Annotated in this window: 18 protein-coding genes and 1 tRNA gene; 6 read left to right on the forward strand and 13 right to left on the reverse strand. The window is 40.1% G+C overall.

Annotation, left to right across the window (positions count from 1 at the left end):
• Window positions 1-255 precede the first annotated feature (255 nt).
• The gene (locus EHO65_RS01755; protein WP_135772508.1) at window positions 256-2,268 is read right to left on the reverse strand and encodes a hypothetical protein; all 2,013 of its coding nucleotides are present in this window, start codon (window positions 2,266-2,268) and stop codon (window positions 256-258) included.
• A 110-nt stretch (window positions 2,269-2,378) separates the two neighbouring features.
• Here EHO65_RS01755 and EHO65_RS01760 point away from each other — a divergent pair, with 110 nt between their 5' ends.
• Window positions 2,379-2,783, forward strand: a complete 405-nt coding sequence (locus EHO65_RS01760; RefSeq protein WP_008595600.1) for a PaaI family thioesterase — start codon at window positions 2,379-2,381, stop codon at window positions 2,781-2,783.
• A gap of 23 nt (window positions 2,784-2,806) precedes the next feature.
• Window positions 2,807-2,890 (forward strand) — tRNA-Leu (locus tag EHO65_RS01765).
• A gap of 3 nt (window positions 2,891-2,893) precedes the next feature.
• On the opposite strand, the gene EHO65_RS01770 is transcribed toward EHO65_RS01765, so the two are convergent.
• From EHO65_RS01770 to EHO65_RS01810, 9 genes are all read right to left on the reverse strand, one after another.
• Window positions 2,894-3,655 carry a hypothetical protein gene (locus EHO65_RS01770; protein ID WP_135772509.1) on the reverse strand — a complete coding sequence of 254 codons (762 nt, stop codon included), beginning with the start codon at window positions 3,653-3,655 and terminating at the stop codon, window positions 2,894-2,896.
• A 147-nt stretch (window positions 3,656-3,802) separates the two neighbouring features.
• A complete protein-coding gene (locus tag EHO65_RS01775) occupies window positions 3,803-4,987 on the reverse strand; it encodes a multiheme c-type cytochrome (RefSeq protein WP_135772510.1) in 1,185 nt (394 codons plus the stop codon).
• Window positions 4,975-6,408 carry a sulfurtransferase gene (locus EHO65_RS01780; protein ID WP_135772511.1) on the reverse strand — a complete coding sequence of 478 codons (1,434 nt, stop codon included), beginning with the start codon at window positions 6,406-6,408 and terminating at the stop codon, window positions 4,975-4,977. The genes EHO65_RS01775 and EHO65_RS01780 overlap by 13 nt, the downstream gene beginning before the upstream one ends.
• A gap of 93 nt (window positions 6,409-6,501) precedes the next feature.
• Window positions 6,502-7,473, reverse strand: a complete 972-nt coding sequence (locus EHO65_RS01785) for a hypothetical protein (protein WP_135772512.1) — start codon at window positions 7,471-7,473, stop codon at window positions 6,502-6,504.
• 18 nt (window positions 7,474-7,491) lie between these two features.
• On the reverse strand, window positions 7,492-7,860 hold the full coding sequence (locus EHO65_RS01790) for a hypothetical protein (protein ID WP_135772513.1): 369 nt from the start codon (window positions 7,858-7,860) through the stop codon (window positions 7,492-7,494).
• Between the two features lie 82 nt (window positions 7,861-7,942).
• Window positions 7,943-9,490, reverse strand: coding sequence for a sulfurtransferase (locus tag EHO65_RS01795; RefSeq protein ID WP_135772514.1), 1,548 nt, complete (start codon window positions 9,488-9,490; stop codon window positions 7,943-7,945).
• A 309-nt stretch (window positions 9,491-9,799) separates the two neighbouring features.
• Entirely contained in the window at window positions 9,800-10,894 is a 1,095-nt protein-coding gene (locus tag EHO65_RS20005; protein ID WP_244243401.1) for a hypothetical protein, read from the reverse strand.
• A gap of 94 nt (window positions 10,895-10,988) precedes the next feature.
• Window positions 10,989-11,573, reverse strand: a complete 585-nt coding sequence (locus EHO65_RS01805) for a helix-turn-helix domain-containing protein (protein WP_135772515.1) — start codon at window positions 11,571-11,573, stop codon at window positions 10,989-10,991.
• Window positions 11,574-11,701: 128 nt separating this feature from the next.
• Window positions 11,702-13,084, reverse strand: coding sequence for a hypothetical protein (locus EHO65_RS01810; protein ID WP_135772516.1), 1,383 nt, complete (start codon window positions 13,082-13,084; stop codon window positions 11,702-11,704).
• Window positions 13,085-13,219: 135 nt separating this feature from the next.
• Between EHO65_RS01810 and EHO65_RS01815 the strand changes: the two genes are divergently transcribed.
• The 3 genes from EHO65_RS01815 to EHO65_RS01825 are packed head-to-tail and all read left to right on the forward strand — an operon-like array spanning window position 13,220 to window position 16,204.
• Window positions 13,220-14,104: a sulfurtransferase gene (locus EHO65_RS01815; RefSeq protein ID WP_135772528.1), complete on the forward strand. Its 885-nt coding sequence runs from the start codon at window positions 13,220-13,222 to the stop codon at window positions 14,102-14,104.
• 10 nt (window positions 14,105-14,114) lie between these two features.
• A complete protein-coding gene (locus tag EHO65_RS01820) occupies window positions 14,115-15,476 on the forward strand; it encodes a multiheme c-type cytochrome (RefSeq protein WP_135772517.1) in 1,362 nt (453 codons plus the stop codon).
• A gap of 5 nt (window positions 15,477-15,481) precedes the next feature.
• A complete protein-coding gene (locus EHO65_RS01825; RefSeq protein ID WP_135772518.1) occupies window positions 15,482-16,204 on the forward strand; it encodes a glycosyltransferase family 2 protein in 723 nt (240 codons plus the stop codon).
• Here EHO65_RS01825 and EHO65_RS01830 read toward each other — a convergent pair.
• Genes EHO65_RS01830 through EHO65_RS01840 form a run of 3 tightly spaced genes read right to left on the reverse strand, consistent with a single transcriptional unit; the run spans window position 16,179 to window position 21,638 of the window.
• Window positions 16,179-18,557, reverse strand: coding sequence for a PAS domain-containing protein (locus tag EHO65_RS01830; protein WP_135772519.1), 2,379 nt, complete (start codon window positions 18,555-18,557; stop codon window positions 16,179-16,181). The two genes, EHO65_RS01825 and EHO65_RS01830, sit on opposite strands and share 26 nt — an antisense overlap.
• A 19-nt stretch (window positions 18,558-18,576) precedes the next feature.
• The gene (locus tag EHO65_RS01835) at window positions 18,577-19,782 is read right to left on the reverse strand and encodes an EAL domain-containing response regulator (protein WP_135772520.1); all 1,206 of its coding nucleotides are present in this window, start codon (window positions 19,780-19,782) and stop codon (window positions 18,577-18,579) included.
• On the reverse strand, window positions 19,779-21,638 hold the full coding sequence (locus EHO65_RS01840; RefSeq protein WP_135772521.1) for a PAS domain S-box protein: 1,860 nt from the start codon (window positions 21,636-21,638) through the stop codon (window positions 19,779-19,781). Before EHO65_RS01840 ends, EHO65_RS01835 begins: the two co-directional genes overlap by 4 nt.
• Before the next feature lie 136 nt (window positions 21,639-21,774).
• Between EHO65_RS01840 and EHO65_RS01845 the strand changes: the two genes are divergently transcribed.
• The gene (locus EHO65_RS01845) at window positions 21,775-22,728 is read left to right on the forward strand and encodes a 7TM diverse intracellular signaling domain-containing protein (protein ID WP_244243402.1); all 954 of its coding nucleotides are present in this window, start codon (window positions 21,775-21,777) and stop codon (window positions 22,726-22,728) included.
• Window positions 22,729-22,822: the final 94 nt, after the last annotated feature.

A 22,822-nucleotide genomic window follows, 5' to 3' on the forward strand; every position in this document is an offset into this window, starting at 1 on the left:
ATTTAGAATCATTCTAAATTTAGACAGTTAGGATGGAAAGCAGTTTTTCTTTTTTTCTCCAAATCGACAATTTTCAACCAATCTCGATTTCCAGACAGAATTTCAGGTTTTAGGAGTTTTTCGCACGGAGTTCACAGAGAAGACGGAGAGTTTTGCACGCGAAGCCGCAAAGAGAAGAAGATATTAAATGGTGTTTTTAAAAACCTACCTTAGCGGTCTTAGCGCCTTTGCGTGAGAAAATATTTTTAGAAAGGATCAGCCTTTAGCCATGAGATATTTCTCCATGAACTCGGTAATGTCCTTGATGTTCCGGTTAATCATCTTTCTGAGTTCAGGTGGGATGTTCTGTGATTTAATAACTCGATAATAGTTCAAAGCATTCTTCAACATTTTGCGGCGAGCAAATTCCTGGGCCTTGATCAGCATTGGTTTATACTTATAATATGAGTATTCCATAATACTGTAATTCTTGGAAAGTTTGAAAGAGTGAGGGATCTTACCAAAATCATAGGTTAAGGTCAAGAAGGGAGCATCATCCACTTCCGGAGGTTTTAACTCCAGAATACCATGGATCATCTTAGGCTCGTCGTCCCCGCCTCCACTTTGACCTTCAGGTCTATCTTGGTCTAAAGGTTCGAGGCCTCCATCCAGTACTTCAATTTCTGGAGCTTCTTCCGCATTTGGAACAGGAGAAGAAGAAGGTGAAGAAGTCGGAGCACCTGGTCCTGCAAGCGGAGGGATCTCAGGTGTATATTCTTCGTGTTTTGTTTCATCTATAGGATCAGGAAGATCGATCTTAGGTAATTCGATCGGACCTAGAGAAGGAGCAGCTTCTCCACTTGGAGCAGGTGCAGGCGAGGCTTGAGGAGTTCCTTCAGGCTCTCCTCTCAATACTTTATCTTCCGGATCAGGTAAACGGATCGGAACTAGATCTAACTGAGGAAGTACAGGTGCTGCATAACCCGGCATCTGATCTGAAAGAGGGTATTCAGGTCTTGGCCAATCCTGAGGAAAAGGTTCTTCTGAAGCTTGCTGTTCTCTTTCTTGGCGTTTTTCTTCCGCCTTCTTCTTAAGATAATCGTCTCTCTCTTGGAAAAGATCTTCTTTTCTTCGATCGTCTTCTCCCCTTCTGTCCTTGCGAGAACCTTCTCCTCCTCTTCTCTCTCCTTGCGAGCGACGATCTTCTCCGGTCCTTCTATCAACAAGAGGAAGATCCTTAAATTTATCCCATTCATCCGAAAAGAATGTATCTTCCGGAAGATCCATTTCGTTCGGATCAAGATGTGCTGGATCTTTAGGTTTTGGAGAAGGTTCAGAAGGAGCAAAATCCTCCGGCCCCACAGGACCTGGCCCTCCACTCGGAGGCGGACCTCCTGGTCCAGACGGAAATCCACCTGGAGGTGAAGGAACTCCTGCACTATAAGAAATAGGCGCACCTGGCGGAGGCGGTGGCATTGGCCCGGAAGAAGGAGCGTAAGAAATAATTTGATAAGATACAGGCCCTGGCGGCAACTCAGCAGGAAGTTTCGGAGCCTCTGTTCCAGGAGGTGCTTGGATCTGGATTGGATTTGCAAATCCTTGGGAAAGACTACCGCCTAAGGCTTGGCTGATATCCTTGATCGCTTTGACCAAGTCTCCCATTGGAATTGGAGGTCCTGAATAATTCGGATCATCTGGAGTATACGTCTCTTCCTCAGGAGGAGAATTGATATGATCCTCTATCGCTTGGATATTATTATCTATTTTTTCATTAATATCCGAATCAGGAATTCTAGCGTTAGTTCTCTTTAAGATCTCCAACGCACCTAGGAAATTTTCTTTATCTACTAATGCTTCTGAATGTAAAAGAGGTCTTCTATGGTGCGCATAACGAGAGTTATTCCGAATGATATCGTCAGTTGCATGAGGAAGTTGTAATTTATCCTTCTTCTTTAATCCTGGATAATTAGGTTTTTCTCCACCAGCTGGAGGAGGACTCCATTCTTCTTTCGACTTCTGAAGTTCTGGTTGTCCGCCTCCTTTTTGAGGAGGAGAAGAAGAGGAAGAAGGACCAGAATCTTGGTCTCCAACATTTACAAGTTTTCCTCTATCAGCTGGAGAAGGAGTTCCTGCACCACCTCCACCCGACCCAGGACCGCCTCCTCCGCCTGAACTTCCACCACCAGGAGAAGGCGCAGAACTTCCTGAAGATCTATTCGGATCTCTGAATAAAGTGTACGCTCCTGCTCCCGCAGAAAGAAGTCCTAATAATAAAAGAAGTGCAGTCATCTAAAAGATTCTTATCTATTATTTTCGACAGAGTATTACGTCGTTCTTAAACAGCAATCAGTAGCTTTTTCGGATTGACACCATGAATGTTAAGTAATAACTTGACATATATGAAATCAACGGTTCGGGAAAACCTGAGCTTCGGGTCTAGTCCTGACAATCCGGACGGTCTTCAATTAAAGATCACCTTTGATGAGGACACCAAAACCGCTTACGGTGACTATACGGTTCCTGAAAAGTTCCAAGGGTCTCCGGACGTGATCCATCCCGGAATTATCGCTACTATTTTGGACGAAATCATGGCCAAAATCAACGAGGCGATGAATTTTAAAACAACAACTGGCGAGTTGACGATCCGCTTCTTACAACCTGCACAAGTAAATCAACCTTTGCATTTACGCGGCTGGTTCGTTAAAAAGAACAAAAAAGTGATCGAAAACAGAGCCGAAATTGAGAACGAGATCGGTAAGATTGTAGCCCGCGGTAAGGGCAAATACATCGAACTCGATTCCTGATCCAATACGGAATTATAAAACCCGCCGATGTGGTGGAATTGGTAGACGCACTGGATTCAAAATCCAGCGGGGGCAACCCCGTGTCGGTTCGACTCCGACCGTCGGCAGGGTTATTTCCCACCTTTAGCAGAAGCAATCGCTTCTTCGAACGCATCCTTCTCCACTTGATCAATCGCTTCTAAGATCAGATCCATTTCTTCCCTAGTCAGTCCTGCAAATAATTCCTCTCCTTTCGTAAGAATTCCTGCACCTAGCATAATACCTTCTACCTCTTCCTGAGTGTAAGTTTTTGGTTTCGACTTCATTGTCTTAACAACTGCATCCATGAGTTGTTTGATCTTAGAAAGAAGTTCCTTATCCGAAAGTGTCGCAAATAATTTTAATATATCTTCTCTGAATTCGTCCGCGTCTTTTTTAGAAACGGAAGCAAGCACCTGGTTGAAGATAGATTTGTTTTGGAGATCGTTCCCTTCTTTTAATAATTCTTTCGCCTTGGAAAACATGATCTCTTCGAATCTATGAGCAGTTACGTAAGAATGTAACGCTGCAAATCCTGCCTGGAATGCCGATTTTAAATGACGGCCCAATTTGAATACTGCCATACTCAATGAGCCTAAAAGCCCGAATACTTTTGGAGGAGAATGTACAAATCCTGCTAAGGACGTAAATGCTCCGTCCAATTTTTTTCTGCCTTCGTATTCAGGATATAGTAGCTCTAGAAAGTAACGCACCAATAGATCCACTTTCTCTTCCGGGATGGATGAGAACTTAGGATACCTGGAAAGATTGTTTTTAGAATATCTTCTTGTTAAGGCTTCTCTATAAGCGCTTATCAATTTTGGAAATTCCGGTTCTTCTAATAGCGATCCCATACTCGGGTTGAGTTTTACACTAAGCTCTGAATAAGGAAGTTATTTTTCCACGCGAAACCGCAAAGAAAAGAAGATACGCAATGTTGGAATTCCAACCTTAGCGGTCTTAACGCCTTTGCGTGAGAATATCTTTTACCTTCCCGGTTGCTATTTTTTCCATTGCAAACGAACCAATTCATATTTCGCAGAGTTTGTTTCATCTAATGCTTTTTTCAGGTTTGGCAAAACCCATGACTTCGTGTCTTCTCGGAAAGTATCCTTGTAATTCCAATTGTCCTGGAACATTCTTTTATAATATTCTTTCGGATCTACTGTGACTACGAACTCGACTCGTTTTACCTTGGAAAATTCTTCTTTGGATAAACTTACATGAAGAAAAGCGGATTCTCCAGGAGAAAGTCTTGAGTCAAAAATTTCTTTTTGTAATTCCAAGTCCAACATCCAGCCTAAAGTTTTTTCAGAGACCTTTCTCTTTTGCCCGGTTATGGATTCTATCCATACTTCCAAGTATACTTTTGGAACAGAATAACTGGGAAATGTATGCCCTACTCCGGAGTTTTTTAACTCAGAGATAATTTCGGCCCCTTCTTCTTTTGGTAAAACTTGCAAGGAAGTTTGGACCCCACTTTTTACCATTTCCGGATCGGAGATACCTTTCCATTCATGTTTTCTATCAGGCATATGACAATTCTGGCATTGCACATTTGATTTGGCAAATTCGGACCTTCTCCATTGCCCATAAGTGTCCATTAGGAACTTTCCATTCACCTGTTTTGCAGTCTCAGGAGATTGATGGCAGTTCTTGCAAAATTCGGATTCTTCGAACTCTTTTTGAGGAATAAAACCTTGGTGAGGAATATTCGAATTTTGGAATATTCTGTCTTCATTTCCTTCCTTTGGAAATGGTCCGTATACTTTTCCTTTTCGGAGATGACAACTCGCACATTGTATTCCGTTTTCTTCCGAGCCTTGTTTCCAACTAGAGCCTGTGACTTCTCCCCAACCCAAACGTGAGAGTAATAAAGTTTTGGTTTCTGGATTTGGACTGTGGCAATTCATACAATTTTCGGATCCATGTTTTCCGATCCTAGGCAATTGCCAAAGAAAGCCCGGGCCGATGGCCCGGGAGTGAAGAGTCGACTTCCAGGAACCGAACTGTTGTAAATGGCAGCTCCCGCAAGAGGCCGGGTTCGGATCTACTGTAATCGAGCCTTGGGATTCGAGGGGGAATGCCCAATGCCTCTGGTGAAACCCTTCTTCTTTACAAAATAATAAGAAGAAGGCCGCCGCAAAAATTGCGACAAAGAAGACTGAGGGATTTATCCTCCGCAAGGATTTCCTCCTCCACCTCCTCCTGAACCACCGCCTCCTCCGCCACCGGAGGAAGCAGAACCTGAAAGATATTTTTTATCCTGGTTTATTATATCATTCGTACCTTTCGCAAAGCTACGTTCTGGCGTAAAATAAGTTCCTAAATTAGAAATGTTTGATGCATCTATCCCGGATTTTCCTACGTTATATGTGATCGATTCAGTCACGGAAGAACGATCCGTTCTCCATGCGGATACCGCACTTATATTGGACCAGTTCCCGTTAGAATCGTAAGCGAGAGATCCCCATTCTACCCAAGAACCGTCGTAAAACCTGGTAGGATATCCAAGGATCGCAAGAGTTGCAAATCCAGTGATGGAAGATCTTACATTAGTTCTGCAATAGGCAATGATAGTCTGACCTTCCGTATATCCGTTCGCAGATAAAAGGTTTTGGAGATCCGATTTTGCGAGGAATTCCTTATTCGCATTAATAAAGTTTGCGAAAGGAATATTTTTTGCACCTTTCACATGCCCTTCGAAAGGAGTATAACAGCTAGGGGTATCCGCGCAGGTTAAGTTAGAAGGTCCTACTGTGGATCCACTTCCATCATATTCTGCAGCTGATCTTGCATCTAAAATGAAACTCCCTCCTGAAGGTGCAGGAGTGGAACCTTCGAATATTGGATTTGTAATACCTTGGACTACATTAAAAACATCCGCGAGTGTAGCCTGTAATATAGTATGATCCCTGTATAAACTTCCTAGAGTACCCGCGCCGCTGGTTGTAGGAACAGTGTAGGAAGACCCGCCCGTAAGTTGAGAAGCGCCTATCTTAGTGGAAACCGCTCCGTTCAAAACTGCAAGATGGGTTCTTTCTAATCCCCAATAATATAGAGTATACCAAGAACGTAATGTAAGCATTAGGTTCCCATCCGTAGGAACATCTTGTGCAAGTACGATCAGGTCAGTCGCTGGATTCACACCAAAACGTTTTAAGAATGCATCTATATTTTTCCCTTCCGGAACGATCGTCTCAGTATCAATCAAACCGTTAAATCTAGTCTGACCGAAAAAAGTATAATCTGTGGAAGTTGCAGTAATCCCATACACTCTCACTCCCGTCTCTGGTCTTACATAAGAACCGGAAAGTGCTCCTCCGCTGATCTGAAAGATGATCAATCTTCCGCTAATCCCAGGAGGGCGGTTCGCTGCCCAATTAGATCTCCAGGATTCTAAAGTAGACGCAGTGATCAGCCCATACGTATTATTATTATAATCGTCATTTGATACCGACAAAAGTTGAGATGTATTAAAAGCCTCCACGGGTTGCACTAAAGCAAGTTTCTCATACGGAGTAAGATACTCCGGGCCATGGCAGGCTCCTAAAAAAGGAATTAGTAATAAACGAATTCCTAAATTTCTAATTTTTAAACCGAACATATTCCCCTCCGACTATAAGAGCCTGTCCCAAAGGTCCAGGCTCTTGAAGCCCGAAACCAAACACATTTAGATAACTTAAAGCCATGGGACGGACTATAAGTTAAATGGAAAATTGATCAGGAACCCGAAGGTTCTTAAGATTGCGGTGTTATACCCGGAATAAGTATGAGAATAGAAGAAGTTATAGTAATTACCGTACTTATCCGTATAACCCAAACTCACTTCGAGGTTGTGATAGACTTCCTTTCTTCCCCAGGCCGGTCTTTCATGCTCTAGATAATAATTGTACCAATCCTGCCCGAAAGGAGGAATGGAAGGTGGATCTAGTTGGATCAAGTTTAAAGGAGGAGTTCCTCTTGGATCTGCAAATGCATATCCTCCCTGGCCAATCTGCCCCCTACTTCCGACAATAAAGATGAATGAATCCAAGAAACGTTTATATAAAGCACCGTAGTAAAGAATATCATCAGGCACAGGCTTTTCTCTTCTGCGATAACTCCATTCACCTAAAGCGCCGAGTCCCCAAACATTGAAATCTTTGCCTAAGTAGATATTTACTTCTGCACCGTTTGCTCCATCCCCTAATGCCTGAGGGTTTCTATCATAATCACCCTTTTTAATCCCACCAATTCTTACACTGATAGTAGGAACCCAGATAGAGTCGTAATCATACTCATCTATTACTTTATAACGTAAGCCTGCTCTAGAATCTATGACACCATACTTATCCGGCTGTTCAGGAGAAGTTAAGGTCCCAAAATAACGATCGATCAGCTGGACCCTTCCTAATTTACCAAAACCTGTTTGAAGATCCACAGTAAGTCTATCAGTGATACCATACTCGAAAGCAAGAGCGCCTACGTTGATCCGAACATCATCATCATAAGTGTTATGGTATTTTCCCACGTATGCGGAATTATAAACCGAATTCACCGCAGTGGTCCGAACCCATAATTGTCTTTGGTAAGGAGCCCAAACCGTCTGAGAAAATAATTCCCCGATAAAAAGTGGTTGGGCCAAAAATAGAAGGGTAAAAAAAACTCCCTTCTTAATTAAAAATTTCATTATATAATGATTCCCTGATTAATCCTTCTTTTCCTCCAACTTCACGTTGAAGCGGATACTTACGAAAAATTCCAAAGCGGAAATCTGTTCTTCGGATAATTTTCCCGCCAAATCTTCCAAACTCACCCTTCCTTTTTCGGAGTTAGGCAAGGAGCCTTGGAGATATTCCAAACGGTTTTTCTGAGATTTTACTAGATCTTCTTTCTTAGCATCCAGGGCGACTTCTCCATTATAGATTGCCTTGCCTAGATTGAACTTTTCCCTTTCTTTCCCACGAAGTGCCTGCCCGGCCACCCCGCCTCCTCCGAATCCACCGGAGGCCAAAACAACTTCCAAAGAAGAGAAAAATAATGCGCCGATTAGCGCGTAGATATATAATATTTTCATAAAGCAGTAACTCCCTCTTTTTATTTTATGTTACAGAATTGGAAAGGACGGGGATTCCCCCGCCCTTAATGTATATCGCAACTTATTGGTTTTTGTAATTCCAGTCGTCGACGAATGCTTTTTTGGTTGTTGTCGCAGAGGAGTTGATTTGGAAATAATCCACAGTGGATTTTTTCACACCTGTATTATAGTGTGGTCCATCTCCGGATCCTCTTGCACCAGACTCGATCGCACCTTGAACGTCTGCGGCGAATTTAACCGGAACGGAAGGATAAGTAGAAGCTCCCGCAGTTACATCGTCGTTAAAGTTCGCAGACGGAAAATTACCCGCCAATAATCCAAAGATACTCCATCCATCTTCTAAGAATACGGAAGGACGTCCCAAGATAAGCTGAGTAGAAATACCACTGGTTTGGGTTCTGGTATTCGTTCTGCAATACTGAAGAATAGTTTGGCCTTCTTCATATGCAGGTGCGCCTGAGTTAGGCCCACCTGTAGTTCCGTAAGTGTCCCAAATATCTTTGATATCCGCTTTAGACTTGAACTTCAGAGTATTAAAAGTTCCTACAGCAGAAGTAGTATATGCGTAAGCGTTATCCAAAGTAGTACGATCTACTACATTGTAATGAGGAACAAATACTGCACCTTTCAAGTGACCTTCGAAAGCGATAGCACCACCTCCGGATTTTGTAGTCCCGGTAGTATTCTCTCCGCCGTTATACTCTTGCCATCCAGCACTAGATGTATATACGCTAATATCGTTGTTATTGTTCGCAGTTCTGTTATCTGAGATCAATACAGTTGAAGAAAGCCCCTTCACACTATGATGCCCGTTGTTCTTAGCAACTTCGATCGTATCTTCGATACTTAATGTAAGGATCCTGTTATCCACATTCTTCAGTTGTCTAACAGAGAAAGTACCGTTCAGAGGAGGAACTGACTCGTCAGTATCATTGCCCAATTCCGCTTCCGGAAATTGACCCTTGATAGTTCCATTAAGAATAGCAAGATGTTCGTGAGCCACACCCCAATATCTTAAAGTGTAATGTTGGTGACCAATGGAACCATAGTTGTCTCCATTACCACTTGCAAATACGATCAGATCCTTAGTAGGGTCTACTCCGTAAGTTTGGAACCACTCGTCTAAACTTGCCCCGCTTAAAAGTCCGTTTCCACCTGTGGTTGAAGTTCCACCTGGAATAGTGATCAAACCGTTGTTTCTTGTTTCTCTAAAAGTTTTCCAAGAATAAAGTGCAGCGTTGTTTCCGGTGACGGAGACAAAAACTTTCACTCCAGCAGTAGGAAGGATTAAACTTTTATTCGCATCTGCTCCCACTTTGTTTGCTTGGAAGATCACCAAGTTTCCTGTAATACCAGCTGGCTTATTGTTTGCCCAATCGGTTACCCAAGTTCTTAATGTAGATGAAGTGATCAAACCGTATTGGTTAGCATTATAATCATCCGCAGATTCGATAGACAGATCCGAAGCGCTTGCTACTTTTACACTGGAAGTTCCTCCCCCAATGGCAGCTAATGCAAGTGCGGAACTGTCCGAAGATCCCTCTCCACAATTCCCGAGTAATCCCAGCACAATTGCCAGGAGGCTCGAATTAATGAGCTTATTTTTCATTTTGTTCTCCTTTGCTGGTCCGGCCGGGGTTCCCTCATGTTTATTCCACTGCGGACTCTAAGCACAAAGTCGAGAAAAGGCTCCGCTTTTACTAAGATTATTTCAATATAACGAACATATTATCCAATTAATTGAACAATATATTGTAATTAACGCACAATTTTTTAAACAAAACGGAGTGAGCCCTAAAAATTAGGAAACAAAATGACTATAGAAAATACTTTCTGTGGACTTAGGATGTGTTATTTTCCGCTAAAGCAGAATATTCAAAAATTGAAAATTACCTTTTTATAAAGTGTTGGGTTGGATTCAGAAGGAGATACGAGGCCCTAAGTGGATCAAGGTCCCTCCCCATTTATAAAACGGATCAAAGGCCAAGAGATAAGCCAATCCCAGTAACAATCCGAAACCTAAAACCCATTTTTCCCGGTTAGAAAATCCTTTTCGGAAGCGGATCAGCCAAAGAGCAATCCAGGCCGGATAGAATAAGTGAGAAAACACTCTTGTACTGTCTGCAGTAAAAAAAGTAATGAAGAAGGCGCCAAAACAAACGAATAAGATCGAGATCTTCTTACGTATCAGATTCTCCAAAAATAGAAATAGCAAACCATTCCAGAAAGAGAGCAAGGTAAGAAGAAAATAATTCGTATGTGTAGAATACCAACGAGCGAAGCCTAAAGACTGCGCGGTATCTAATCTTCTTTCATTCCATTCTATTCCATTCAGATAAAAGATCAAATAAGAAGAAGCTCTTCCTACAAATATTCCGAGCAAAAAGACCTTTAATATATCTCGATCAATCTCTTTCTTCTCCCAGAAATATAAAAACAAAACTAAAAAGGAAATTATTATAAATTGATAAAAATGGGTCCAGGATCCCAAAACAAAAAGGAAGAATAAAAAGTATAAGATAAATTTCTTCCCTTGGCGCTGATCATATTGATCCAAAAACAAAATAAGCAGTACTGACCAGAAGAATGTAAGATGATCTGCAAAGCCGATCCAATTGTTTTGGATGAGATAAAGAGGAGAAAGAAGCAGAAAAAAACCCAAAAAAATCCCTGCAAAATAACTTCTAAAATAAGAAGCATAAACTATCAGGATTGCGGAGATAATATATAATAAAAACTTACAATACCTTTTGAACCCTTCCGGAGAAAGATCTATCTTAAAAATTCGAAGATGATAAGGAAATAAAAAAGAATCCGAATCGTATTCTTTGGAAAGATCCGACTTAGAGAGATAATAAAACCCTGAATTGATTACTTGGGACTCAGGAGAAGTTTTGTATAAAAAATAAGAAGCTTCCTTTAAGAAAAAAATGGAAACAAGTCCAATTAGTAAGGACAATACTAATCTTTTTTGTTTGTAGAAACTTTCTCGGATCTTCTCGCAGGATTTCATCTAACCAAAAACTTTTCATTCAATGAAAAGTTCGGATTATAGTCTACTGCCCCCTCAGGAATTGCAATTAACAAAACGTAAACAGAGATCTATTTCAATCGTCGGAAAGAGAAGAAGACCAGATCAGATACGAGTCCTTCTCCCCTAAATTTGCAAGTTCTTGCAGATCTTTTCCTAAGAAAGTCATGCTGTCTCCTTCTTGCAGGTCGAACCATTTCCCCCCTACTTTTAAACGTAGTGCGCCCGATTGTAGGAACAAATTCTGTCTTTGTTTGGATTGCACTTTTGTAATAAAAGTTTTGGCAACCCCAGGAAGAAGTCTGATTTCAAATAGTCTAGTTTGAAATCTTGTTTCTTCATGAAGAAGTGGTCGGATCACGAACTGGTTCTCCTCTACGGAGTTTTCACTCGAGTCTTCTTTCCTATAAATTTTAGGAAATTCTTCCTTAGAAAATTCCATGAGACTGGACAATGGTAAACGGATCGCTTTAGAAATTTTCCATAATAAAGCGATAGAAGGTGCAGCCTTTCCAGATTCCACGAGGCTTAACATTCCTCTGCTTACCTGAGATAATTCTGCAAGCTTTCCGAGAGAAAGACCCAACTCTTGTCTCCTCTTACGAACCAAGGTCCCAATAGATTGGATCAAACCTCTTTCAATCGGATCGATCGTTGGCATACTCGGTTCTCCTCACTGATCCGGAATTTTGTTTATTCCGAACAGTTATAATAACAATTTATCCAACTTATTGGAAATATTGTCCAAAATAACAACTAAAATTCTTTCAAAGGAGAAAAAAATCCGATTTAACTCAAAAGAGATGGTTTTTCGAGGGAATTGGTGATTTTAGAAGAAAATCGGATCTTATGCCAGACGAGAAGAATAGGAATAAAGAGCAAACTAATCAAATACAAGAGCCAATCTGGATGTGCATAATAACCTTTTTCTAATACAGACTCCCAATCTCCCAGGTTCGCGTAGTTTAGATAAGAGATCTGGCCCAAGAACAAAAACACCCAAGAAGGCCAAAAAACTCCCGGTATCCTTAGCAAAAATGGAAACATCCAAAGCAAATACCAAGCATTTACAACGGGCGAGAAGTAGAAGAATAAGAAGAATGAAATCCCTATCTTCTCCTCTTCTTCTAAATTAGAAAAATATATTTTATTCAAAAAAAGTAATACACTTATAACCGCCGGGATCGCCCAAAAAAACCGAGAAAATCCCCCGAAGAACATATAAAGAATATTATAACCCAAGGGAAAGAATGTAAAATTTCCAATAAATCTACTTAAAGCAGTAAAGTCAGTCTCTGAGGAAGAAAATAGAAAGAAAGAATATGCTAACACTATTCCTAAAATGGAAAAAGCCATATCTATTACTGCTCTTTTCCAATTCTGATTTTTGTCCCAATGTGATTTCAGCAAGAAAGTAAAAAGTACAACTCCGAATCCTTTCACAGCCACGCTGAGTCCCCAAATAAAAAAGCCTAAACGAAACCTAGACTTCTCCGCTAAATAAAAAGAATAAAACAAAAGAAAGATCCCTATAATATCCGGGTGAGAATTTAAAAAGATCTCTTTGATCAGGATAGGATTCCAAAAATATAAGGAAGAAGAATGAGTCCCGTATTTACTTTTGATCAAGAAGAATAGAAGAATATCAGGAACTAAGAGAAAAAGTTTGAGGGCCCAAAGTTTCCAAGGGAATAGAATATGGATGAGATAAAAATAGACCTCAAGCACCGGAGCATAGATCGTGGGCCAGTCTGGATGATTGATCCTGGAAAGTATTTCAGTTCTAGTAGGATCCGATTCTCCAAAAAAAGATTCCGGGGCAATTCCATAAGGACTTCCTTTTTCAGAACTGATCCATCCATCCCAAAGATAACGGGCCCAATCATCTTCGAAAATAGGAGTGAAAAAGATCAAAACAAAACGAATTAGAAGTCCTAAAACAAAACCAAGTCTTCCAGATGATTCTAAAGTTTTAGAAAGAAATAAAAATCCATAAACAATACTTAATCCGCAAAAACCAAGAATGTATAAACTTCCAGTTAAACTTCTTCCTAGGTTCTTCACTTCCCAAAAAAGAAAAATACTTAGGTACGCTAAGGTTGCCAGGATCCAAATCAGATTACTTCGATTTAAGATCTGGCTTCTTCTTTCTTTATTCCTTTCGAATTCCAAGGTCCATTTTCCTTTTCACTGTTAAATACCATTAAAAACACAGGACATTTGTCTGTAATATTAAAAATATTCTGCTATATAGGATTTTTTGTATTACTTATTGACGAATCCCGGCCAGTTTCCAACTTAGATCATATGAAGATCATAATGTCCTTTGCCTTAGTTTTTCTAATTTCTTCCTCTCTTTTCGCCTCCGAAAAACTTTCCGGAGTAAGAGGATGGTTCATCAGCGCACCTGAAGCATTATATCTACATGGGCAAGGCGCAGTGTTCGTGGATGCAAGAGATGGTATCAAAATTTCCTCATTCTCCAAGTCAGTTCCATTAGGTTGGCAGGAAATCTCTCAGAAAGAATTTCCCAACCAAGGAAATTTAGTCCAGGCTTCCGAGGCGAAGGACTTACTACGCAAAAAAGGTTTAGATACGAATAAGATCGTACTGGTATTCGGAGATCCCACGGGAGGATGGGGAGAAGAAGGCAGGATCGTCTGGTCTCTACGTACTTTAGGTTTTTCTAAATCATTTATCGTAGATGGAGGAATTTCAGCTCTTCTGAAGGCTTCTAATTCTCCCATTCCGAGCCGTCCTGAAATTCTTTCCAAAATAAATGTTTCCGCTTCGGAAAATAAAAATTGGTCGGCAGATTCTAAATTGGTCCAAACAGAACTTTCCGGTAAAAAATTCGCCTTCATAGACACCAGAGAAGAAAGAGAATTTTTAGGACAAACTCCTTACGGAGAATCCAGAGGAGGACATCTTCCTGGAGCAAAATGGATCTATTACAAACAATTTTTGGATAAGGACGGATATCTACTAAATGAATCCAAAATTGTCTCGAAATTGTACGAATTAGGGATTTCCAAAGATAAGACAGTGATCTCTTATTGCACTGGAGGAGTTAGATCAGGATGGATGACATCCGTTCTAGTCTCATTCGGATATAACGCAAAAAATTATGCAGGATCTATGTGGGAATGGTCTTCTAAAGGGGATCAAAACCATCCTTTGGTAACTAGATAATATATTTATAATGTTCTTAAATAAAAGAAGAAGTTTCATCCTAGCGGTCCTATCTTTATCTTTGACCGCTAGTTTGTTTTATTGTATTTTTACAAAACCGAAGGATCAACCGGTCCCAGTGGACGAGGTTTTTTCGCAAGCTCCTTGGTCCAAACCTTTGCCTCACCTTCCTCCTCTTGCAGGAGTAGGAGAAGTTCGAGCTGAGAATTGTGGGAAATGCCATATCGAAATTTATTCAGAATGGAAAACATCCACTCATGCAAACGCCCTTTCCGATCTTCAATTCCAATCCGAACTTTCTAAGTCTTCTTCTCCTCGTTGGCTTTGTTTAAACTGTCATACCCCGGTTGCAAACCAAAGAGAAACTCTGGTCAATTATCTCAATAATGGGGATTATAGAACTCCTATAGAAGAACCAAATCCTAACTTTGATCCTAAGATGAAAGCGGAAGGAGTTACATGTGCAGTATGTCATATTCGTTTAGATGAACAAGGAAACTCCTACGTATTGGGTGCAAACGGAACTACAAAACCTCCTCATCCAGTCAAGATTGATCCGGATAAATTAAGGAACAGATGCCTGGACTGTCATAATGCAAATTATGTTTTGGACGACCAATTGGTATGCGCTTTTAAAACAGGAAATGAGTTGGAACAAAAAGGAAATTCCCATGGTAAAGTCGCCTGCGGTTCCTGTCATATGGGAGAGTTACAACGCAAGCTAGTCAAACCGGAACTAAATACTCCGGTCAGAACTTCTCATAAACATTCTTTTATTGGAGGAGGAGTTCCGAAAAGATTCGAACTCTATGAGAAACAGATCCCCGGAGGATATAGAACCGGACTAAAAATCCAACCTCTTCAATTAAAAAAGAAAGGAAATGATCTGGAATATTCAGTTTCCCTCACGAATGAAAAAGCAGCCCATAATATTCCGACAGGAGATCCTGAAAGATTTATACTCCTAAAAATTTCCGTATTGGATTCCAAGGGTATATCTAAGGCGACCAAAGAGATCAAGTTCGGACAAGAATGGGAATGGTATCCTAAAGCAAGACTTGTTGCAGATACCCGCATTCTTCCAGGAGAAACCAAGGTTTGGAAGGATCTATTTACAGGGATCGAAAAAGATCAATCGAAGATCGTATTCGAAATTTATCATACTCGACTCAAAGAATCTAATGCGGAACATATGAGAAAGAATAGCGAGAATGTTCACTCGGATCTTCGCAAAAAGATCTCGGAAATAGAAAATTATTATCCTTTTTCCAGTATAGTTCATAAAGAAGATATAGATCTAAGCTCGGGAAAAAGTAAGATCTATTCGCCTGAGGAACTTTTCAAGATCTCTAAAAATAGAAAAGGGGAATAAACCTTTTGTCAGTTCCTTGGGCAAAGTCCAAATTTCTTATCCCTGCACTTAACGAAGAAGAATCCTTACCCAAAGTTTTGGATTCTTTATTTAGATTCGGGATCTTGCCTGATCAAATTTTGATCTTGGATAATGGATCTAAGGATTCAACTCCTCAAATTGCAATCGATGCAGGAGTAGTCTTAGTCCAAGAACCCAAAAGAGGTTATGGAGCTGCATGTTTAGCCGGGATCCATTATCTTCAAGAAAGAAAAATTTCTCCCGAATTTATAGTATTCATGGATGCGGATGGTTCGGATGATCTAAACAATCTTAAAGATCTTTTCTTTGTATTCTCTCAAGATCCAAATACAAATTTTGTGATAGGTTCTAGAACCTTAGGAAACGCTGAACCCGGTTCTTTGTCCTTCTTGCAAAAGTTTGGTAACTGGCTTTCTTGCTTTTTGATCCGAATATTTTATGGAGTAAAATTTACTGATTTAGGACCGTTCCGCGTTCTAAGATGGCAATCCCTATTGGAATTAAATTTGCAAGACCCTACTTGGGGATGGAATCTAGAAATGCAGATCAAGGCGATCCGAAAAAAATATAAGATCCAAGAAGTTCCCGTTCATTATAGGAAAAGAAAAGGTGGAAAATCGAAGATCAGCGGAAATTTGTTAGGAAGCCTGAAAGCAGGTGCGAAAATACTTTATATTTTCTTTAAGTTAACAATTTTTTCAGCTTAGTCCAGGTATAAGGTCTTTTTAGGACTTTTAAAGAAGGATCAAAATCTATTTTGGAATTCCATTCTGAAATTACAATAGTCCGATCCTTAGTCTTTAATTTTTCCCATTCAAAACTTTCGGATAAAATTTCTTCTTCTGCGAAGATCGCATACATTTCAGGATAATTTTCTAAAACGGTTGTTGCTTCTTGTAGATCGTAAGCTGGAAATATTTCAAAACCTAATCTATTCAATAAGGCAGTTAAATAAGTCTGGTCTTTTATATTTCTTTCTAATATTAATATCTTTTCGTTTAGAGCCTTATGGATAATCTCAGGGCCCTTGCTTAAGGGCAGAAAGATCTCTACACAAGTTCCCTTACCGATCTCACTATGAACATGCACCATTCCATTGGATTGTTTTACGAATCCATAGACCATAGGCATTCCAAGACCGGTCCCTTTTCCGGATTGTTTGGTGGTAAAGAATGGTTCGAATAATCTTTCTAATACTTTGGCATCCATTCCGGAACCTTCGTCTCTGACTGAAATGATACATGCATCTTCCATATCCACAAATCCTGGGATCATGGATCTATGTTCTTTTCCTGCGGGAGAAAACCCTGTGCTTACTAAAATTGTTCCACCTTCAGGCATCGCATCTCTTGAGTTCAAACAAAGATTTAAAAGTGCATTTTCTAATCCATTTTTCTCGAAAGAACAGATCATAGGAAATTCTTCGAGGCAGAATTCTATATTGATTATATCGTTCCGGATACGAGTAAGTATGTCTGCAAAATCGGAGATTACATGACCTACATCAGCTTGCTCCGGATTTAATGCCTGTTTACGCGAGAATGCCAATAATCTTCTATTGAGTTCGGCACCTCTTCTAACAGCGTCTTGTGCGGAGAATACTCTCTTTAATAGTTCAGGTGTCTCTCTTAGGTTTAATTCCAAAAGATCTAAATTTGCTAAAATAACATTTAGAAGATTATTAAAGTCATGGGCCATTCCTCCTGCAAGTTGGCCGACTGCATCCATCTTCTGAAGTTGCCTAAGAGAATCGTTCCATTCTTTTTCTTCAGTGATATCCTGCATGGTCCCGGTTCCGCCGATAAATTTCCCTTTTCGGTTCAGTAAACCTTCTCCCTTTACTGAAAGAAATTTTTCTATTCCATCTTTTGATACGATACGAAGTTCAGTGTCTTCAAAGATCCCTTGAGAAAGGAATTTTTCGTAATTTTGTATAATACGACTTCTATCTTCTTGAGGGATAAACTGGATAAAATCCTCGAAACCAGGAGGGGAATCATTGAGATCCAAACCGAATATTTCGTACAGACCTGGGGACCAAGTTACTTTTCCGTCCAACTCCATGGTCCAACTTCCCATCTTTGCAAGCTTTTGCGCATTATAAAGTTGTTCACGATTTACATTCAATTGATCCGCAAAGGATTCCAGCCTCTGGATAGTTAATCTATCGTCCGTAATGTCCCTGCCGATACAAAAAACGGTTCCTGATTCAGTAGAATGGGATATATTCCAATTGATATACCGGATTTGTCCATATTTCGTTATATAACGATTTTCGAATCCTTCTTTAGCACCTGATGTTATCTTAGCCTTTGTGAGTTCCACATCGTCCGGGTGTATGAACTCCAACAAACTTTTGTTTTTTACGTATTCTCTTTCATAACCTAAAATTTTCTGAAAAGCAGTATTTGTTTGCCGGATCGTACAGTCCGAATCTATAGTGAGTATGATCTCTGAAGAAAATTCTATTAGAGTTTTTCTTTCTTCGTCTGCTACCCTTCTACTTACTATCTCTGCAAATCTTTTGGAAACGACTCCTAATAGATCTAAATAAGCTTCTTCAGGATTTAAAACTCTTTCGGAAAGTAGTTCTATTTCGTAAAATCTTCCGTGAGAAAGTATAGGTATTCCCATCCAAGAACGGAAGCCTGCCCCTATTGCAGCATCTTTTCTTTTTAGTTCCGTATCAGTTACGAGATCCGGTATAAAATATAATTTTCCCGATTCACTTACCTTCTTTAATATACCTTCTTTCGTGCTGAAAAACTTATTTATAGATTCTTTTCGGAATATAAGTTGAAGATCCGAATCATAAACAAACGGATCTTCTTCATTTATATAAACAGTATCTCCATTGGATCTCCAGATTTGTCCGTAAGTCCATGCAGTATTTTTAATCAATGTTTTGAGTACTTTCTCGAACGCAGAACTTAGGGTATCTGAACTAGAAATATCCCAGAGTAAACTTTCTCCTATTGCCCGGGAGATTTCTTGATTCGTTTCGGGAGCTTGGCTCGGAACCCCTTGTTCCGATAGTTTGTTACTCTTTCCCGAGGACATTCTACCTAGGGTACTATTGTTAACCGAATTTGGAAAGAATTTCTGGGATTTTTTCGGGATGAACGGGTTTAGAATAATAATAACCTTGGCCTACATCACAGCCGGCTTCTTTCATTAGTCTTTCTACTTCTGCAGTCTCTATACCCTCTGCAACGACATTCATTCCTAACTTATGCCCTAAATCAACGGAGGCCTGACAAATAAACAAGGATTCCCTATCCCTTGGGGAATCCATCACGAAAGACTTGTCTATCTTCAATTCAGTGAATGGAAATCTATGTAATTGTTTCAGGGAAGAATAACCTGTGCCGAAATCATCAATGGAAAGGCCGATCCCACGAATCCTAAGCCTGGTCAAAATATCCTGAGTAAAACGGATGTTCTCCAAAAAGCCTGTTTCAGTGATCTCCATTTGGAATTGGCTTTGAGGTATCCCTTTGTTCTTAATTTTAGCGAGGATCCTTTCAGGAAAATCCAACTCTGTCAAAGTTACAGGAGAAACGTTAACCGCAACACGAAGCTTCCTGCCATTTGTATGCCAGATCCTTGTCTCATCTAACGCAAGATCAATGATCTTCTCTGTCATTAGATTTAAGATGGTAGTTTCTTTTTCCATCAGAGGTAAAAAAGAATCAGGGAATACCAATCCTAGTTTGGGATGATTCCATCTTACCAGTGCCTCGAAACCTTCTACCCTTCCCGTTTTTAGATCGAACTTAGGTTGGTAGAATAATACGAACTGATCAGAACGAACCGCGTCTAAAACTTCTTCCTTTTCGAAAGTAGGGCCTGATTTTCCTTTTCCACCTGTTTTGGTACGAGAAGAAATATCCGATTCTTTTTCAGCGATTGCAGATAATGTATTTCGAATATCAGAAACTCGGATCGGCTTTTCCATAACCGCTGCAATATGCAGCCCGTATTCTCCGGCTAAAGTTTCAGCGCTATGAAGTGTTCTTCTGTCCGCACCAGAGATCAGGATCACATCAGGATGAACATCTTTCTCGGATAAGAATCGGATTACGTCCACTCCGTCCATTCCCGGGATCATTAGATCTAAGATCACACAATCAAAACTTGGATCTACCTGGTCTAAAAAATCCGGAGCGGTATGAGATAAAGAAACTTCAAAGCCGCAATCTACTGCGATCTCTCCCAAGATCTTTGCGATCTCTTCTTCATCATCGAGGATCAGAAGTTTTTTAGAATTTCTTACATCCGTCATGGAAGAATTTCTCCGATATTGCGAACCGCTTCTTTCAATAGGGTCTTTGTATAAGGCTTTCGGACCAGAGGGACAGTATTAGGAAGTTCTAAACTTTCTCCCCGACTCGAAGAGGTAGCGATTATTTTCCCTGAACCAAATCTTTCCAGTTCTTTTTTTAGATCTATCCCCTTAGAAACAGCAAGTTGGAGGTCCAACAATACGAAAGAGATTTCTGGATCGCCTGAGAAAAATTTTGCCAATCGTTTCATATCCGAACTCACATGCGGCTCGTAACCCAATTCTCTTAAGTATACACAGGCCAATTCAGCAGTTTCTCGATTCTCTTCCATTACCAAAGTTTTCTTTTTGGTCGAGGGAACTTGTTCACTTCTATCCTGCTCATGTACCGGCAAGAATATTAGAAAACTGGAACCATATTCCGGCGCTGTGATAACTTTCAAAAAACCGTTCGATTGTTTTACAAAACCGTAAACCATGGTCAATCCCAAACCGGTTCCTTTCCCTCCACCCTTGGTCGAAAAAAATGGATCAAAAATGCGAGCCTTAGTGAGATCGTCCATTCCTGTCCCAGTGTCAGTAACAGTGACTAAAAAATAATCCTTTGCTTCCAAACCGGAAAATTTAGGACCCTTCGTATCTCCGTTATGCACAAATCCGGTGGAAATAAATATTTTACCACCCTCAGGCATGGCATCCCTTGCATTTAAAGCAAGATTAAGTACAGCGTTCTCTAGTCCGGTCTTTTCTATGTCGCAAATCGTCTTCTCGTCTGCTATCTCGTATTCTATTTCTATTTTTTCGGTCCTGATACGATCCAGAATAGGAGCGAAATCCTTTAATACACGGTTTACGTCGCATGACTCAGGATTCAAAGCCTGCTTTCTAGAAAAAGCAAGAAGTCTTTTATTGATCTCGACCCCTCTTTGGATTGCATCCTGTGCTGACCGAACTCTTTTCATCAGATCTTCGGAATCTTTCAACTTCATTTCGAGAAGATCTAGATTTGCTAATATTACATTTAATAAATTATTAAAGTCATGAGCCATTCCTCCAGCGAGTTGTCCCACTGCTTCCATCTTTTGAGAATGCCTGATCCTCTCTTCCGTATTTCGTCTTTCTGTAATGTCTCTTTCTATTCCCATTAAGTGAGTGACAATACCTTGCTCATTCACTATAGGAAAGATATCCATCTCAATCCAATATTCTCTTCCGTCTTTATCGTAATTGATGATCTCTTCGAAACAGGGTTTGGTTTCCGAGATTGCCTTTCGGATACGATCAAGAACCGCCCTATCCGTTTTAGGACCTTGCAGAATTCTAGGAGTTTTTCCTAATACTTCTTCTCTTTTATAACCCGTTAGTCTTTCAAATGCACCGTTCACATATACGATCTTCGGTCCAGGTTCATCTATAGGAGAAGCTTCCGTGATCAAAAAAATATCTTTGGATCTTTCTATCCCAATCTTAAGAAGATTCAGGTTTTCTTCCGTTGTTCTTACTTGTAGTACAAGACGTAAGGAGCGATCCAAAAGATCGGAGCTCAAGTTTTGTTTAGGCAAGATATCTGCGAAATTGATCTTAGAATTTTTAAGGACTTCCTTACTTTCCTGGTTTTCTGAGATTACAATGAAGGGGAGAAGTATCTGGGACTTCTCCAATACTTCTAAACTTTTTCGGGAGTTAAATTGGAATAGTATAACGTCAAAAAATTCAGTCTTGGTCTTATCCAAGGCCTCTTGAAAATCCGAGGCTCGAGTGCAGTTAGGAGTAAATGATTCGATGCCTCCTAATAGAGTTCGGATCCATTTGTATTCTTCTTCCTTATCTTCTATGATTAAAATACTGGATCGCATTTGGCATTCGACGAAAAAACGGGACAGTTAACCCGTGTTTCTCTTCCTAAAAAAAATCCGATCCGAATATTTTTAGCTATCAGAAATCAGTATAAAGCATAAGCCTATTGAAATTTCTTATCAGGAAGATCCAGATTTGGGCAAGAATAGAATATCGCAGTGGCTCTCAGGTTCTATACTATTCTTCTTCTTTTTAGGCTGCCAACCGGGAAAGGAGAGCCCAAAGGTCGTGCAAGGGATCTTAGATCTAAGGCAATGGAATTTCCAAACGGACGGCAATATTAGTCTGGATGGAGAATGGGAATTTTATTGGAATGAGTTTCTTTCCGCTCCCAAATCCAAAGAGAAATCAGCCCAGCCTTCTTATATAAAGGTCCCTTCAAAATGGGACAAAGGACGTAACGTCACTCATAAATATCCGAGCCATGGATTCGCAAGTTATAGGGCGAAAGTATTATTGCCGGAATCAAATACACAGCTTAGCCTCAAGATTTCCTCCATCAGTTCTTCTTACGCCTTGTTCGTGAATGGAAAAGAGATCTCCAAAGGTGGAAATGTAGGAAAAGAAGAATCTGAATATTCTCCAGGTTATAAACCAGGAGTTTTTAGTTTTATCTCGGACAAACCTGAGTTGGAGATTCTAATCCATGTTTCGAATTTTAAATATTCTAACGGTTCGGGGATTTGGAATCCAATTCAGTTAGGAAGTACATCCGATATTCAACAGGTTTCCTTAAGGGCCACCATGTTGGATTCAATTACGTTCGGAACCTTGTTCGTAATGTCATTATATCACTTTACGTTTTATTTAATGAGAAGAAGGGACCCTTCCGCTTTATTCTTCGCCTTGCTCTGTTTGTGTATCGCGCTTAGAGTTTCCTTTTATGGAGAAAGGATCTTTTATAATGTACTTCCGATTTTCAAAAACTACGAGTTCTCAGTAAGAGGAGAAATACTATTTTTATTCCTACTTTTGCCGGGAACAATCCTATATGTCCAATCCATATTTAAGGAAAAATTCAAGAAGGACATAGTGTATAATTTTGTGGGAAAGAATGCGGCGGAGAAAACCAAAAGAAGACTTAAGTAAAATATAATATTAAATACTTTGTCCTTCTTGAATTTTTCCTTAAATATGGATTGGACATATAGGATTGTTCCCGGCAAAAGTAGGAATAAAAATA

Origin of the sequence: Leptospira andrefontaineae, assembly GCF_004770105.1 — a bacterium.
GTDB classification, from domain to species: Bacteria; Spirochaetota; Leptospiria; order Leptospirales; family Leptospiraceae; genus Leptospira_B; species Leptospira_B andrefontaineae.